14 protein-coding genes are annotated in these 15,397 nt (G+C 72.7%); 6 read left to right on the top strand and 8 right to left on the bottom strand.

All coding sequences use genetic code 11. From position 1 onward, the window contains the following. The first annotated feature begins 202 nt into the window (after positions 1-202). Positions 203-1,486, top strand: a complete 1,284-nt coding sequence (locus FHY02_RS16995) for an Hsp70 family protein (RefSeq protein WP_183924333.1) — start codon at positions 203-205, stop codon at positions 1,484-1,486. A gap of 42 nt (positions 1,487-1,528) precedes the next feature. Here FHY02_RS16995 and FHY02_RS16990 read toward each other — a convergent pair whose 3' ends face one another. From FHY02_RS16990 to FHY02_RS16970, 5 genes are all read right to left on the bottom strand, one after another. Further along, positions 1,529-1,723 (bottom strand): hypothetical protein, encoded by a 195-nt coding sequence (locus tag FHY02_RS16990; RefSeq protein ID WP_183924331.1) that lies wholly within the window; start codon positions 1,721-1,723, stop codon positions 1,529-1,531. Beyond that, entirely contained in the window at positions 1,720-1,887 is a 168-nt protein-coding gene (locus FHY02_RS16985; protein ID WP_183924329.1) for a Flp family type IVb pilin, read from the bottom strand. The genes FHY02_RS16990 and FHY02_RS16985 overlap by 4 nt, the downstream gene beginning before the upstream one ends. An 80-nt stretch (positions 1,888-1,967) precedes the next feature. Beyond that, the gene (locus FHY02_RS16980; protein WP_183924327.1) at positions 1,968-2,465 is read right to left on the bottom strand and encodes a hypothetical protein; all 498 of its coding nucleotides are present in this window, start codon (positions 2,463-2,465) and stop codon (positions 1,968-1,970) included. Between the two features lie 16 nt (positions 2,466-2,481). Beyond that, complete coding sequence (locus tag FHY02_RS16975; RefSeq protein WP_183924325.1) at positions 2,482-3,477, bottom strand: aldo/keto reductase; 996 nt, start codon at positions 3,475-3,477, stop codon at positions 2,482-2,484. A gap of 62 nt (positions 3,478-3,539) precedes the next feature. Continuing rightward, complete coding sequence (locus FHY02_RS16970) at positions 3,540-4,781, bottom strand: sulfotransferase (protein ID WP_183924323.1); 1,242 nt, start codon at positions 4,779-4,781, stop codon at positions 3,540-3,542. A 172-nt stretch (positions 4,782-4,953) separates the two neighbouring features. Between FHY02_RS16970 and FHY02_RS16965 the strand changes: the two genes are divergently transcribed. Next, positions 4,954-5,784 (top strand): NAD(P)-dependent oxidoreductase, encoded by an 831-nt coding sequence (locus FHY02_RS16965; protein WP_183924321.1) that lies wholly within the window; start codon positions 4,954-4,956, stop codon positions 5,782-5,784. Here the strand turns inward: FHY02_RS16965 and FHY02_RS16960 are convergent. Then, positions 5,694-6,620, bottom strand: a complete 927-nt coding sequence (locus FHY02_RS16960; RefSeq protein WP_183924319.1) for a DMT family transporter — start codon at positions 6,618-6,620, stop codon at positions 5,694-5,696. The genes FHY02_RS16965 and FHY02_RS16960 overlap by 91 nt on opposite strands. A gap of 88 nt (positions 6,621-6,708) precedes the next feature. Continuing rightward, positions 6,709-7,713 (bottom strand): low specificity L-threonine aldolase, encoded by a 1,005-nt coding sequence (locus FHY02_RS16955; RefSeq protein WP_183924317.1) that lies wholly within the window; start codon positions 7,711-7,713, stop codon positions 6,709-6,711. Positions 7,714-8,040: 327 nt separating this feature from the next. Between FHY02_RS16955 and FHY02_RS16950 the strand changes: the two genes are divergently transcribed. After that, complete coding sequence (locus tag FHY02_RS16950) at positions 8,041-9,801, top strand: VWA domain-containing protein (RefSeq protein WP_183924315.1); 1,761 nt, start codon at positions 8,041-8,043, stop codon at positions 9,799-9,801. A 145-nt stretch (positions 9,802-9,946) separates the two neighbouring features. After that, on the top strand, positions 9,947-10,522 hold the full coding sequence (locus FHY02_RS16945; RefSeq protein ID WP_183924313.1) for an opacity protein: 576 nt from the start codon (positions 9,947-9,949) through the stop codon (positions 10,520-10,522). Positions 10,523-10,786: 264 nt separating this feature from the next. Here the strand turns inward: FHY02_RS16945 and FHY02_RS16940 are convergent, their stop codons facing one another. Then, positions 10,787-13,042 (bottom strand): transglycosylase domain-containing protein, encoded by a 2,256-nt coding sequence (locus FHY02_RS16940; RefSeq protein ID WP_183924311.1) that lies wholly within the window; start codon positions 13,040-13,042, stop codon positions 10,787-10,789. A 69-nt stretch (positions 13,043-13,111) separates the two neighbouring features. Between FHY02_RS16940 and FHY02_RS16935 the strand changes: the two genes are divergently transcribed. Beyond that, positions 13,112-13,711, top strand: coding sequence for an NADPH-dependent FMN reductase (locus FHY02_RS16935; RefSeq protein ID WP_183924309.1), 600 nt, complete (start codon positions 13,112-13,114; stop codon positions 13,709-13,711). 128 nt (positions 13,712-13,839) lie between these two features. After that, entirely contained in the window at positions 13,840-15,267 is a 1,428-nt protein-coding gene (locus FHY02_RS16930; protein WP_183924307.1) for a methyl-accepting chemotaxis protein, read from the top strand. Positions 15,268-15,397 lie beyond the last annotated feature (130 nt).

Raw genomic sequence — 15,397 nt, 5'->3', positions numbered from 1 at the left:
CAGGCTCATAACCTGAAGGTCACAGGTTCAAATCCTGTCCCCGCAACCAACCTTCCCCTTACCGACACTCCCCCGCAGCTCACCGCTGGCGGGGGATCATCGCGTTTGTCGCGCAAGTACGCCAGCTCACCGCGTCGTCGCGTAGAGCTGGCCGCGCACTTCGCGCGGCGCTAGGGCACGCTCCCCCTTACCGGAGACCCGCATGACCGCGCTCGGCCTCGACTTCGGCACGACCAATACCGTCCTCGCGCGCATGGACGCTGGCGATATGGCGCCGATGCTCGTCGCGCTCGACGACAATGAGTCGATCTATCGCACCGCGCTGTGCTTCTGGCACGAGGCGGGCGCTCGCGACGGTCTCGCGGTAGCCGCTGGCCCTGCTGCGATACGCGAATATCTCGACTTCCCCGCCGACAGTCGGTTCCTCCAGTCGTTCAAGTCGGTGGCGGCCAGCACCTCGTTCGACACCGCGCCGGTGTTCGAGAAGCGTTACGGCTTCGAGCAGCTCGGGCGTCTGTTCCTAGCCCGGCTCGCTGAGGCGGCGGGCGGCGCGTTCGACCGTGTCGACCGCCTCGTCGTCGGTCGACCCGTCACCTATGCGGGGACGCGCCCCGACGCGGCGCTCGCGCGCCGCCGCTATGATGCCATGTTCGCCGGTATCGCGCACGAGATCCATTACGTCTATGAACCGCTTGCCGCCGCCTTCGCCGATGCCAGCGCGCTCGATCGCCCGGCGACGCTGCTGGTCGCGGATTTCGGGGGCGGTACGAGCGACTTCTCGGTCGTCCAGGTCGCCACGCCGGGCGCAGTGCGGCGCTGTACGCCGCTCGCGCACGCCGGCGTCGGCATCGCGGGCGATCGTTTCGATGCGCGCATCGTCGATCAGCTCGTCCTGCCCCAACTCGGCAAGGGCGGGCGCTACCGCTCCTTCGACAAAGTGCTGGATATCCCCGCGGGCTGGTTCGCCGACGTCGCCGACTGGTCGCGACTGGCGCTCATGCGCAATCGGCGCACGCTCGCCGAGCTCGAGAAACTGCGACGCAGCGCGCTCGATCCCGAGGCGATCGCGCGGATGATCGCGCTCATCGAGCATGAGCAGGGCTATGCGCTGTACGACGCGGTCGGGCAGCTCAAGCGCGCGCTGAGCGGGGCCGAGCAGGCGCGTTTCCGCTTCGAAGGGGAGGGGATCGCGATCGATACCGAGGTGCGTCGTGCCGACTTCGAGCGCTGGATCGCCGACGACGTGGCCCGCATCGCCGCCACGCTGGACAGAGCGCTGGCGCGCGCCGCCTTGCCCGAGCAGGCGATCGATCGCGTCTTCCTGACCGGCGGTACGTCGCTGGTCCCCGCCGTGCGGGCGCTGTTCGAGGCGCGCTTCGGTCGCGAGCGCATCGCATCGGGCGGCGAGCTCACCTCGATCGCGCACGGCCTCGCACAGGTGGCGCGGGAGGACGATCCCACCGTCTGGGTACAGGCGGAGGGATAGCCGCCCCGCGGTGCTGCCGGATGTGTCTGCGTCGGTGGCGCGTCAGTCGGCCACGCGCTCCATCAGCGCGACCGTCTGGGCCGAGAGCCGGCCGCGTGGCGCCGCACGCGGCAGCGTCACCAGGCGGCGCCGCTCGCCGCGTGCCGCCATCGCCACGCCGGCACCCAGCGCGCCGGCGACGAGCGCGCCCGCGGTGAGGAGCTGCGCCATCGCCCAGCCGAGCGTCAGCGCGCTCACGCGCCCGTCGCGCTGATCTTGGCGGCGGTGCCGCGGTCGCTGTCGCCGAGCTGGTTGCCGAGGCGTGTCATCGCCGAGCTCGCGGCAACAGCCACCAGCGCGGTGATCAGCCTACATCCGACCGCGGTGGCACCGCGGCGATTACCCCATAAGCGACGGAACATGGCAGCGCATCCTCGGCGCCCGTGCGGCGGGCCGGTCGCCACCGCCTTAACCAGGCGACGTTAACGCTTCGCCACCAGCCTCACGGCACCGACAGTGGGCCGGGCAGAGCGTGGGGGAACCAGCGCAGCAGCGCGTCGCACAACGCGGTGGCCACTGCCTCGGGTGAGCCGGTCGCCGTGCCGGCAGCGCGCGCGGTGCTGGCCTCGGCCGTCCACACCACCTGCGAGTCGGCTCGCAGCGAGACGGTGACGCGCAGCTTGGTCACCACCAAGGCGTGGAGCTGCTCCTTGCGCGAGGGCAGGCCGACCGAGAAGCCGCCGCCATGATAGACCGGCGGCGCCACCTCGGCGCCGCGCGACGCGACCACGCCATTCTCGCTCGCGCTCACCGCAAGCTCGGCGACGTAGCGGCTGTGTCCGGCGTCGGGCAGCGGGGTGAAGTCGGCGCGCGCCAGCGCTGCGGTAGCCGCCTCGACGTAGCGCGCCGCGGCGGGCACCGAGTCGCGGTCTCGCACCACCACCGCCACCGTGCCCGGCACCGGCGCCGCCGCGGCGGCGAGGAGCAGCAGCGGGGTCACGCCCTACGCCCCCCGCTCACAGGAAGCTCTGCGTCGAGTGGCCGACCACCGCGTGCGGGACATAGGCCTCCTCCAGTCGCGCGATCTCCCCCTCGCTGAGCCCCAGCTCCAGCGCGGCGATCGCGTCGTCGAGGTGCGCCGGCTTGGAAGCGCCGACGATCGGCGCCGACACCTCCGGCTTGGCGAGGACCCACGCCAGCGCGACCTGTGCGCGCGGCACGCCGCGCTCGGCCGCCACCGCCGCGACCGCCTCGACGACCCGGCGGTCGGCCGCGGCGGTATGCTCGTACAATGTCTTGCCGAATTCGTCAGTGCGCGAGCGCTCGGTCGCCTCGTCCCAGTCGCGCGTCAGTCGTCCGCGCGCGAGCGGGCTCCACGGGATCACGCCCACCCCTTCCGCGGCGCAGAGCGGCAGCATCTCGCGCTCCTCCTCGCGGTACAGCAGGTTGAGATAGTTCTGCATCGTCGCGAAGCGGGTCCAGCCCTCCGCGTCGGCGACGTGGAGCATCGTGGCGAACTGCCACGCCGCCATCGACGACGCCCCGATGTAGCGCGCCTTGCCCGCCTTGACCACGTCGTGAAGCGCCTCGAGCGTCTCTTCTATCGGCGCCTCGAAGTCGAAGCGGTGAATCTGGTAGAGGTCGACATAGTCGGTGCCGAGGCGGCGCAGGCTGGCGTCGATCTCGGTCATGATCGCCTTGCGGCTCAGCCCGCCGCCGTTGGGGCCGGGGCGCATCCGGCCGTGCACCTTGGTGGCGATCACCAGCTCCTCGCGCCGGCCGAATTCCTTGAGCGCGCGGCCGACGATCTCCTCCGAGGTCCCGTCGGAATAAACGTTGGCGGTGTCGAAGAAGTTGATCCCCGCCTCGACGGCCTTCCGCAGGATCGGGCGGCTCGCCTCCTCGTCCAGCGTCCAGCCGTGATTGCCGCGGTCGGGCACGCCGAAGGTCATGCAGCCGAGGCACAAGGGTGACACGTCCAGGCCGGTGGTGCCGAGTTTGCGATAGTCCATCTGGGTGCCTCGTCTCGAGTTCGCCTTGCCCGAACGTGCGGGATCGCGCCACGGTCCGTCGTTCACGCCGCGACCGCCGCCCCGGTCGGTAGCGGAGACGTCGGCGCGAGCCCATAAGCGACCGGGTCGTATCGGTGAGGCGCGCGGCGCCCCGGCGCGGTGGCCGCGACATAGGCGCGCATCGCCGCGCTCACCCCGGCGGTGAGCGGCAGCCCGAGCAGGCGGTAGACGCGGCGCATCTCGCCGAGCCAGTCCGCGCCGACGTCGTCATAGGCGAGGTCGAGCTGCGGCCCGTCGGCGCGCGCCCGCGCCACGGCGGTGCGCGCGGCGCGCAGCGCGACCTTGCGGCGCCACTCCGCGCCGATCCAGGCCGGGTCGACGTGGTGCGACTGCAGCCGCATCTGGTTGCACACCAGCGAGGCCGAGGAGGCCACCACCGCCTCGGTGTCGCGGTGCAGGTGGACCAGCCGTGCGTCCGGAAAGGCGCCGAGCAGGCTGGGCAGGTCCTGCGCGAACTGTGGCACCTTGAGGATCCACGGCCGCGCGCACCGCTCACGCCGCTGCCAGCGGATCGTCTGAAGCAACTGGCGGAACTCGGCGTAGACCGGCGCGGCATCGTCCTGCTCGACCGCGGCGGTGAAGCCCGGCACGCGCCACTGCGCCTCGAAGGCGGCGCCGAAGATCGAGACGTTGTGCAGCCCGATCTCCTCGTCGGCGGCGTCGAGGCTGGTGGGGTGGATCGCGGCGAAGTCGGGGTTGAGCGCGTGCGCGCAGGCGAGCCCCAGGCGGCCCTTGAGCCGGCGCGAGTCGAGCCGCGCCGCGCCCGCGCCGACGGGGTGCCAGCCCTCGTAGAAGCGCGTGTAGGTCAACCGCGGGTCGCAGGCGAGCAGCCGCTGCACGCGGGTGCTGCCCGAGCGCATCTGGCCCACCACGATCACCGGCGCGGCGATCGGCTGCGCCGCGATCTCGGGGTGGCGTCGCCACAGCGCGTGCGCGCGGAAGCGCGTGGCCAGTGCGCCGACGAGCTGGCCGTGCGCGATCGTCCGGCCGAGGCCGCTGAGCTGCGCCGGACCCTCGAGGTCGTCGCACAACAGCGCGAGCCGGCGGCGCCAGCCGACCCGGTCCTCGTCCGGTTCGACCCCCGCGCGCCGCACTGCCTTGGTGATCAGTACCGTCGGATCGAGGCTCGGCGTCTCGGCCCAGCCCGCCGCCCAGAGCCGACGGAGCGCCACATCGGCGACGCGGATCCGGGTCGAGGGCGGCCCCCGGTGCAGCGACGGGGGCGGAACGGCGGGGGGCAGCATCGAGCGAGAACGCGCTGCGTCGCCGCACGTGCCCTAAGCACGCGACAGATAACAATAATTTACGAGGACACCGCCCGGCGGCGTTGCCCCGCTCGCCGGCGCGTTCCGGTCGGCGGAACCGCGCGCCGGCCCGCTCGTCTGCTCGCCGGGGTAGATCAAGGGGAAACACGACATGCGGCTGTTCGTCTTCGGGCTCGGCTATGCCGCCCGCGCCATCGCCGACGCGGCGGGGGCGCCGCTGCTCGCCACCACGCGCGACGGACGCGACGGCACGATCCGCTTCGACGACGCCGACGCCGTGCGCGCCGGGCTCGCCGCCGCCACGCACGTGCTCGCCTCCGTCCCGCCCGAGCGCGACGGCGCCGGCGACGATCCGGTGCTCGCGCGATATGGCGCGCTGCTCGGCCGGCGGTGGCTCGGCTATCTGTCCTCGACCGGCGTCTACGGCGACACCGCAGGTGCATGGGTCGACGAGAGCGCTCCCGCCGACCGCGGCCGCCGCGCCGGGCGCAATCGCGCCGACGCGGCCTGGCTGGCGCTCGGCGCGCACGTCTTCCGCCTGCCCGGCATCTACGGCCCCGGCCGTTCGCCGCTCGACCGGGTCGCCGCCGGCGCGGCGCGCCGAACCGGCGTGGCGGGTCAGGTGTTCAGCCGGGTCCACGTCGCCGACCTCGCGCGCGGCGTCGTGGCCGGCTTCGATGCGCCCGCCGGGGCCTATAATCTCGCCGACGACGTGCCCGCGCCGCAGGACGCGGTGCTCGAGCACGCCGCCCGGCTGCTGGGCGTGCCCGCACCGCCGATCGTCCCGGTGGACGCGCTCAGCCCGGCGGCGCGCGCTTTCCACGCCGAGAACCGTCGCGTCGCCAACGCGAAGGCCAAACGCGTGCTCGGCTGGCACCTGCTGTACCCCGACTATCGCGCCGGCCTGCGCGCGCTGAGCGCCACCACCAGCCCGATGCCGGCGAGCGCCGCCCCGGTCGCGGCCAGCGGCGTCCAGCGATAACCCTCGTACAAGGTCGACAGCAGCATCGCGATCACCGGCACGATCACGCTGTTGTAGGCGGCCTTGGCCGGGCCGATCACGCGGATGAGGCGGAAGTAGAGCGTGAAGGCCAGTGCCGAGGCGGCGATCCCCAGGTACAATACGCCCGCGACATAGCTCGGCCGCGGGTCGAACACTGGCGGGCCGGTGGTGAGCCAGGCCCAGCCCGCGTCCATGCCGGCGCCGATCAGCATCGCGGCGGCGAGCATCGGGACCATCGGGTAGCGCCGCGCGCGCTCGGTCGCCTGCATCACGTTCGACACCGAGGCCGAGAGGATCGCCACCAGGGTGAGCGCGATGCCCAGCACGGTCTGGTGCGCGCCGTTGGCGTCGCCGCGCACCTCGCGCACGAACAGCAGCGCCACCCCCGCCATCGCGATCGCTGAGCCGAGCAACAGCTGCGGGCCCAGTCTCTGACCCAGGAAGATTCGCCCGAACAACGCGTTGGGCACTAGCAGCAGCGCGAAGGTGACCGCCACCAGGCCGGAGGTGATATGCTGCTCGGCGCGGTAGACGAAGTTGAAGTTCATCACGAACTGGAGCAGCCCGACGAGCGCGGCGAAGCGCCAGAAGCCGGGATCGCGGCGGTGCGCCCCGCCGAGCTCGCCGCGCCAGGCGGCGACCGCGGTGAGGGTCAGCCCGGCGACGAAAAAGCGATAGCTCACCGACCAGCTCGGCGGCACGCCCGCGCCGGCGAGCTGGTCGCGGATGACGATCCAGGTCGAGCCCCAGATCAGCGTGACGATCGCGAAGGGCACCAGCACCGCGGCGCGCGTGCTGTTGGGGCGGGGAGTCATGGCGCGGATGTGCCCGCGAGCGGAGCCCCTTCCCTTGCGGGAACCCCCGACCCCTCGCCTGAAGGGGAGGCGAGAAGTTCACCCCCCCTCACAGCGCCGCGATCGCCTCGGCGAGCGGGCGGATGGCCTCGGCGCGCTGGTCCCAGCTGATCACCAGCCGCGCCTCGCCCGGTCCCCAGTCGTAGAAGTCGAAGCCGAGCGACCGCAGCCGGGCCGCTTCCGCGGGCGTGACGCGCAGGAACACCTCGTTTGCCTCGACCGGGTGGACCAGCCGCTCCCCCGCCGCCTCGGCGAGCAGCGCCGCGCCCGCGTTGCTCGCGCGCGCGCAGTCGAGCCACAGGTCGCCGTCGAGCATGGCGAGCAGCTGCGCGGCGAGATAGCGCCCCTTGCTCAGCAGGTGCCCGGCGCGCTTGCGGCGGAACAGCGTCTCCTCCGCCAGCTCGGGGCGGAAGAAGACGAGCGCCTCGGCGTTCATCCCGCCATTCTTGACGAAGCCGAAGCTCAACGCGTCGATCCCGGCGCGCCAGGTGAGATCGGCGGGCGAGGCGCCGGTCGAGACCACCGCGTTGGCGAAGCGCGCGCCGTCCATGTGGAAGCCGAGCCCGCGCGCCGCCGCCAGCGACCCGAGCGCGGCGACCTCGGCAGGCGCGTAGACCCGGCCATATTCGGTCGCGTTGGTGATCGACAGCGCGTGCGGGCGCTGCTGGTGGACGTCGTAGCGCTGCAGGTCGAGCACCGCGGCGGCGGTCTCGGGCGTCAGCTTGGCGCCCCCGCCCTCGGCGAGCAGCAGCTTGGCGCCATGGGTGAAGAACTCGGGCGCGCCGCACTCGTCATTCTGGATGTGCGACTCGCGGTGGCACAGCACCGCGCCGTGCGGCGGGCACAGCGCCGCGAGCGCGAGGCAGTTGGCGGCGGTGCCGCTCGGCACCCACAGCACGCGCAGCGTCTCGGTCTCGAACAGCGCGGCGAAGCGCGCGTCGAGCGCCTTGGACCAGCGATCGCCGTCATAGGCGGTGTCGAGCCGGTCGGCATCGGCGAGGGCGCGCAGCACGGCGGGGTGAACCGGCGCGGCATTGTCGGAGAAGAAGCGCATGGTCAGTGCCTTCGGTCAGCCAAGCGGGGCGGTCAAGGTGGTGCCGGCGCGCGCGAATGTTGCGAATGTTGAGTCGCTGGCGTGTGTCGGGCGGGGAACGAGCGGGCGCGACCGGCGGCGCAGCGGAGTGCAGAGATGGTGGAGCATGCGACGGGGAATGGCATGAGCCTGGGCGTGTAGGACAGCGTCGCACGAAGATCTCGGTCGCGCGGCAGAGGCGGCGCCTGCGAGGCACGGCATCTGACCCACAGCGGTGGCGATCGCCGGCGGGGCGGCTTGTGCGGGCGGAACCGGGCTGTCACGCTGACGGCCAAAAGGGAGAAGGTCATGTCGGGTCGCACCGTCATCGGATCGCTGGTCAGCGCCGCGCTGCTGGTCGGGGCGGCGCTGCCGCGGGAGCCGGCGCGTGCCGCGACCGTGGCACGATCGCCGGTGCGCTGCACCCCGGCGGGCGAGCGATCCTGGGCCGCGTCGGGCGCGATCGTCACCGCCGGCGTGCCGACGCCGCCTCCGGTGTTCGCGCCGGGTGCGCCTCCGCCTCCGCCTCCGCCTCCGCCCCCGCCACCTCCACCTCCACCTCCGCCGCCACCGCCACCTCCGCCCCAGCCCGGCAGCGCGCCCGCCGCGCCGCCGGCGCCGGGCTACACCGCCTCCGCCGTCGTCGCGCCGTCTGCCCCGTACGGCTCCGCCGCGAATCGCGAGCGCTACGAGGGTCGCGCCGTCGCCGCTGTGATGGACACCGCCACCGCGCCGGTCTCCACCTTCGCGATCGACGTCGACACCGGCGCCTATGCCAATGTCCGCCGCCTGCTCAACCAAGGCGCGACCGTGCCGCCCGAGGCGGTGCGGACCGAGGAGCTGATCAACTATTTCCGCTACGACTATCCGCGCTCGACCACGCCGGGGCAGCCGTTCAGCATCACCACCGACGTCGCGGTGACGCCGTGGAACCCGGCGACGCGGCTGCTGCGCGTCGGGTTACGCGGCGACGATCGCACCGCCGCCGCGCGTCCGCCGGCCAACCTCGTCTTCCTCGTCGACACCTCCGGTTCGATGGCGGAACCGGACAAGCTGCCGCTGGTGAAGACGGCATTGCGCGGGCTGGCGGAGCGGCTGCGCCCGGACGACCGCGTCGCGATCGTCGCCTATGCCGGCAGCGCCGGGATCGTGCTCGAGCCCACCGCGGACAAGCGCTTCGTCGAGGCGGCGCTCGCCTGCCTCGAGGCCGGCGGCTCGACTGCGGGCGGGCAGGGGATCGAGCTCGCTTATGCCACCGCGCGCGCGCACTTCCGCAAGGGCGGGATCAATCGCATCATCCTCGCCACCGACGGCGACTTCAACGTCGGCATCAGCGACACGCGCGCGCTGGAGGAACTGGTCAAGCGCCGCCGCGACGAGGGTATCACGCTGACCACGCTCGGCTTCGGCTCCGGCAACTACAATGACGCGATGATGGAGCGGATCGCCGACGTCGGGAACGGCAATTACGCCTATATCGACAATGCCATGGAGGCGCAGAAGGTGCTCGGCGACGAGCTCTCCGCCACGCTGGTGACGATCGCCAAGGACGTGAAGGTCCAGGTCGAGTTCAACCCGGCGCAGATCAGCCGGTATCGCCTGATCGGCTATGAGAATCGTGCGCTGCGCGAGGAGGATTTCCGCAACGACTCGGTTGACGCCGGCGACATGGGCGCGGGGCATCAGGTCACCGCGCTCTACGAGATGGTGCCCGCCGGCATGGCGGGCTGGACCGCGCCGCACCGCTACGCCGCTCCTGCCGCCGGCGCCGCGGCGGGAGCGCGCGGCGGTGAGGCCTGTTACGTGCGGCTGCGCTACAAGGACCCGGACGGCACGCGCTCGCGCGAGCTGGCACTCGCGGTGCCGGCGCGCGCGCTCGCCGCGGCGTTGCCCGCGCGCGGCGACATGGCCTTCGTCGCCGCGGTCGCGGCCTATGGGCAGAAGCTGCGCGGCGACACGCTGCTCGGCGACTTCACCTTCGCCGACGCGCAGCGCCTCGCCGGGCGGCAGGAGGATTATTGGCGGCAGGAGTTCGTCCGCCTCGCCGGGCTCGCCGCCGCGGCGCGCTAGGCCGGCGCTCTGAGGAGCGGCAGCACGGGCGTGGCCGATCGGCCACACCAACGGTTTTTTCCAATTTCGTCGGACCTGCCGCGGCCGCGACCCGTTCGACCGGGTGAGGCGCAGATGGATCGCGCCTCTCTCACGAAGGTATCTCATGAAGACGTTGCTTCTGGCAGCCGTTGCTGCCGCTTTCCTCGTTCCCGCGGCCGCTCAGGCGCAGGACACCACCAGCGACGGGTCGCGCGCGTTCGGTATCGACCCGTATGTCGGCGTGATGGGCGGCTACGAGGGGTTCGAGAGCGATCCCGGTCACGGCATTCCCTATAACGCGCCGGGCAACCGTCTGAAGGGCGGGCTGGTCGAGGGCGTGGCGGGCGTCAACGTGCCGCTTGGTTCGTTCTTCGTCGGCGTCGAGGGCAACGCCGCCAAGGGCTTCACCGGCGATATCGACTGGGAATATGGCGTCCACGGCCGAGCCGGCGTGCGCGCGGGCGAGACCGGGCTGGTCTACGGCAAGGTCGGCTACCAGTGGGTCAATTTCGACCGCTACGGCTCGAACAGCGGTGACTATGGCCGCATGTCCTACGGCATCGGCGGCGAGTTCGGGCCGTCGGCGATCGGCCTCGACGGGCTGGTGAAGAAGGAGGGCGTGCGCTTCCGCGCCGAGATCTCGACGCGCGGCGACTTCGAGACGGTGCGCCCGATGGCCGGCGTGATCGCGCACTTCTGAGGCGTGCGTGCCGCCCCCGCGCGCGTGCTGTCGCGCGTGGGGGCGGCTCACGCGGAGGTGCGGAGGCGCAAAGAGGGCGCGCCTGCCGCGACGGCTGCTCGTCACCTGCATGACGGCCCTGACGCACGATGGCTCTGCGCCTCTGCGCAGATCCTTCAGCCCGTCTTCGCGTTTCGCGTGAACAAGATGCTGGAGAGCCGCTGACGCGGCGAACTGCGTCTCAGCGCCCCCGCGCCTCCGCGTGCATCTCCACCAAGCCCTCGGTCAGAACGCGCCCGGTCCGCCATCCTCCTCGAAGCCGTCGCCGCCTTCCCCGCCGCCGCGCTCGCCGCGACCCTCGTCTAGGCGCCGCCGCTCGGGCAGGCGCTCGCCGGGCGCGGGCGGGCGGGGCAGCTCGATGCCCATCTCGCGCAGCCGGTCGAGCGCGTCCTCGATCCGCGGCTGCGCGCCGTCGATCGCGCGGCCGACCTCGCCGCCCAGGTCGACGCCCATCTGGTCGAGCATGTTGCCCGGGTCGATCGGCGCCGCCGCCTCGTCCTCCACCGGCGCCACCGCGACCGGGATGTGCAGCGCCGACATCATGAACTGGCGCCAGATCTGCGCCGGGATGCCGCCGCCGTGCAGCCCCGGGTTGGGCGCGCTGTCGTCGCGCCCGACCCACACGCCCACCACCAGGTCGCCGGCGAAGCCGATGAACCAGCCGTCGCGGCCGCCCTGGCTCGTCCCGGTCTTGCCGAAGGCGCTGACCGGCAGATTGGCGCCGCGTCCGGTGCCGCGGATCGACGAGCCCAGCAAGGTGCGCATCTCGTCGCGGATCGTGGCGGACATGGCGGTGTCGCGCCCCGCGATTGCCTCGTACCAGCTCGCGCCGCGCCCGCCCTCGACGCCGCGCGGCACCACCGGGTAGCGCCCGCTCGCCACCGCGGCATAGGCGCCGGTCAGCTCGAGCAGCGACACCTCGGAGGTGCCCAGCCCGATCGTCGCCTCGTTGGCGATCGGCGTGGTGATGCCGAGGTCGCGCGCGGCACGGATCACGTTGCGGACGCCGACCTGCTGCGTCAGCCGCGCCGCCACCACGTTCGACGAGCGCGCGAAGGCGCGCTGCAGCGTGATCGGGCCGAGGTAGCGGCCGTCGTCGTTGCGCGGCTTCCATCCCGCGATCTCGACCGGCGTGTCGTCCATCACCGTCGCGGGAGTCAGGCCCGAGCGCATCGCGGCGAGATAGACGAACAGCTTGAAGGTCGAGCCCGGCTGGCGCTTGGCCTGGACCGCGCGGTTGAACGCGCTGGCGCCGTAATCCTTGCCGCCGACCATCGCGACAACGGTGCCGTCGGGCTTCATCGCCACCAGCGCCGCCTGCATGCCGCGCAGCGTCGCCTGGCGCACGACGCGCTCGGCGGTGCGCTGGAAGCCGCGATCGAGCGTGGTGCGCACGGTGGCCTCGGTGCCCGACTCGCCCGCCACCTCGCGCGCCGAGGGCAGCACCCAGTCGGCGAAATAGGTGCCGGTCGGCAGCGTCTCAGGCCGCTCGGCGAGCACGCGCTGCGGCTGCACCCGGGCGGCCTCGTCCTGCGACAGGAAGCCGGCGTCGACCATCGCGCCGACCACCACCGCCTGACGCGCGCGAGCGCCCTTGAGGTTGCCGGTCGGCGCCAGCCGCGACGGCGCCTTGACCAGCCCGGCCAGCATCGCCGCCTGCCCGACGTTGAGCTGCATCGGGGTGCGCCCGAAATAATGCTTCGACGCCGCGGTGATGCCGTAGACGTTGTCGCCGAAATAGACGTTGGAGAGATAGCGCGAGAGGATCTCGTCCTTGCTCAGCCACGCCTCCAGCCAGAAGGCGATCATCGCCTCGCGCAGCTTGCGCGCGGCGGTGCGGTCCGAGTCGAGGAAGGCGTTCTTGGCGAGTTGCTGGGTGATCGTCGAGCCGCCCTGGCGCACCCCGCCCGAGCCGAGATTGGCCCAGGCCGCGCGCGCGATGCCGCGCGGGTCGACGCCCCAGTGCGAGTAGAAGCGGCGGTCCTCGATCGCGAGGAACGCCTCGCGCACGTGCGCGGGCAGCTTGGCGGCGTCGACGGGCGCGCCGATGATCGCGCCGCGCCGCGCGATCGGCGTGCCGTCCGCGGCGGTGAGCGTGATCGAGGGCGGCGTCGGCGGCTTGAGCGAGCGCGACAGGGGCGCCGTCACCGCGAGCCAGATCACCGCCACCACGAACAGCATGATGAACGCCGCCGCGCCGCGCACCAGCCAGCGCCCCCAGCGCACGCGCCGCCACCATGGCCGCGGCGGCGGCAGCGGATCGGGCCAGCGCCGCCGCTCCTGCTGCCAGAAGCCGTCGTCGCGCGAGGGTTCGTCCCACGGGCGCTCGTCGCGCGGTGGAGGCGGCGGCGGCGGGGCGCGATCGTCACGCCACGGATCGAAGGAGGGGAGCGGCGCGCCGTGCTCGTCGCTCACCGCGCCGGGCGAGTCGCCGCGCGTGTGATGGTAGCGGACGCGGCCGGGTTCGTAGGGGGGGCGCATGCTGCGAAGTGTCTTACAGCGATATGACAGTTGTCGCAAGGCGCGACCGCGTGCCATGAGGTCGCCAGCATGAGCGAGGAAGCGACAGGCGCGGGCGCGCCGCTGGTGGTCGGGATCGGTGGTACGATCGGCGGCATCTCATCGACCGAGCGCGCGCTGCGCGTCGCGCTCGACGCCGCGCGCGAGGAGGGATTCCGCACGCGGCTGTTCGGCGGCGAGGACATGGCGCGGCTGCCGCTCTACGACCCGCGCGCGACCAGCCGCACGCCCGAGGAGCAGGCCTTCGTCGAGTCGGTGCGCCAGGCCTCGGCGGTGATCATCGCCAGCCCGGGCTATCACGGCAGCATCTCGGGCGTGGTCAAGAACGCGCTCGACCTGCTCGAGGAGACCGCGCGCGACCGGCGCCCGTATCTGGCCGACCTGCCGGTAGGGCTGATCGCCACCGCCTATGGCTGGCAGGCGACCGGCTCGACGATCGCGGCGCTGCGCTCGATCGTCCACGCGCTGCGCGGCTGGCCGACGCCGTTCGCCGCGGCGATCAACACCCAGCTCACCAAGTTCGACGACGCCGGCGGGGTCAGCGACCCGGCGGTGCGCGAGCAACTGCGGCTGATCGGGCGGCAGGTCGCGCGCTTCGCGCCGCTCGCCGGCGCGGTGCCGGCGGAGTGAATTACCACCGCCATGGATGTTATACTTTGTTGGTGAGCACAGTCACTTAGCGGAATCTTAGCCGTGTCGGGCGCAGGGTGGCCTCCTCGGCCGCTCATCTCGTTCGGCCGTCAGCGGGGGCGGCCCGGATGGTCGAGTGGTTCGGTCGGCACGCGCCGATTCGCGTGAAGTTCAAGGTCCTGACCTTGGTATATCTGGTGCTGTCGGGCGCCATCGCGGGGTGCGCCGCTTACGGCGTGCTCGCCGGCGCCGCGGCCGATCCGCGCCTCGTGATCGGCGGCGCGCTCGCCGGGGTGGTCGCCGTCGTCGCGGTGACGCTGATCGCCGCGCGGCTGATCTGCACGCCGTACGTCGAGACCGTGGTGCGGATGGAGGGGCTCGCCGCGGGCGACCTCGACAGCCCGGTTGATCACACCGCCAACCGCGACTGCGTCGGCCGCATGACCAAGGCGATGGCGATCTTCCGCGAGAGCTCGCTCGCCGCGCGCGAATGCGACACGCAGCGCCAGATGGCGTTGGCGATGGGCGAGGGGCTCGGCCGCCTCGCCGCGGGCGACCTCACCGCGCGGATCGAGGCCGAGCTCAGCGGGCCGTTCCTCAAGCTCAAGCACGACTTCAACGACGCCGTGACCGCGTTGCAGGCGACGATGAGCTCGGTCGCCCAGGTGTCCGAGGGCATCCACCGCGGCGCGGGCGAGATCAGCGCGGCGTCGGACGACCTGTCGCAGCGCACCGAGCAGCAGGCCGCGAGCCTGGAGGAAACCGCGGCGGCGATGGAGCAGATCACCGCCACCGTCCGCGAGACCGCGTCGGGCGCCGGCCGCGCCAACCAGATCGTCGGCGTCGCCCGCGCCGAGGCGGAGGAGTCGGGCGCGGTGGTGCGTCGCGCGGTCGAGGCGATGGCGGGGATCGAGCGGACCTCGTCGGAGATCTCCGACATCATCGCGGTGATCGACGCGATCGCTTTCCAGACGAACCTGCTCGCGCTCAACGCGGGCGTCGAAGCGGCGCGCGCCGGGGACGCCGGCAAGGGCTTCGCGGTGGTCGCCTCCGAGGTGCGCGCGCTGGCGCAGCGCTCGGCCGAGGCCGCCAAGGACGTCAAGCAGCGCATCACCGCCTCGGTCGAGACGGTCGACGCCGGGGTCGCGCTGGTCAGCGAGACGGGTCGCTCGCTCGAGCGGATCATCGGTCGCATCGGCGAGATCAGCACCTTGGTGTCCGACATCTCCGGCTCGGCCGAGCAGCAGTCGCAGGGCCTCCAGCAGGTCAACACCGCGGTCGGCGAGATGGATGGCGTGACCCAGCGCAACGCCGCGATGGTGGAGGAGGCCACCGCGGCGGCGCGCAACCTGGCGGGCGAGGCGGACACGCTCGCCGCCGAGATCGCGCGCTTCACGCTCGGCGGTGCGCCGGTGGCGGCGCCGCGCGCGACCGTTCGCGCGCTGCCGACGCGCGCGGCCAGCCCGGCGCCGGCGCCGGCGCGTCGGCACGCGCCGGTCGCTCGGCGCGGAAGCGCGGCGGTCGCGGTGGCGGAGGACGACTGGTCATCGTTCTGAGCCTCGCCGCGGTGCTCCTGCGCACGCAGGGGCCCACGGGCTCTGGCGTGACGCTCTAGGCTCCGGCGTGCGCAGGAGCACCGCGCGCTTTCCTGATCCAAGCGGGCGCGGGGTGGGTTCGCCCCGCGAT

This window comes from Sphingomonas sp. BK069 (assembly GCF_014193405.1).
Taxonomy (GTDB): Bacteria; Pseudomonadota; Alphaproteobacteria; order Sphingomonadales; family Sphingomonadaceae; genus Sphingomonas.
This window is presented reverse-complemented; position numbering and strand designations above follow the sequence as displayed.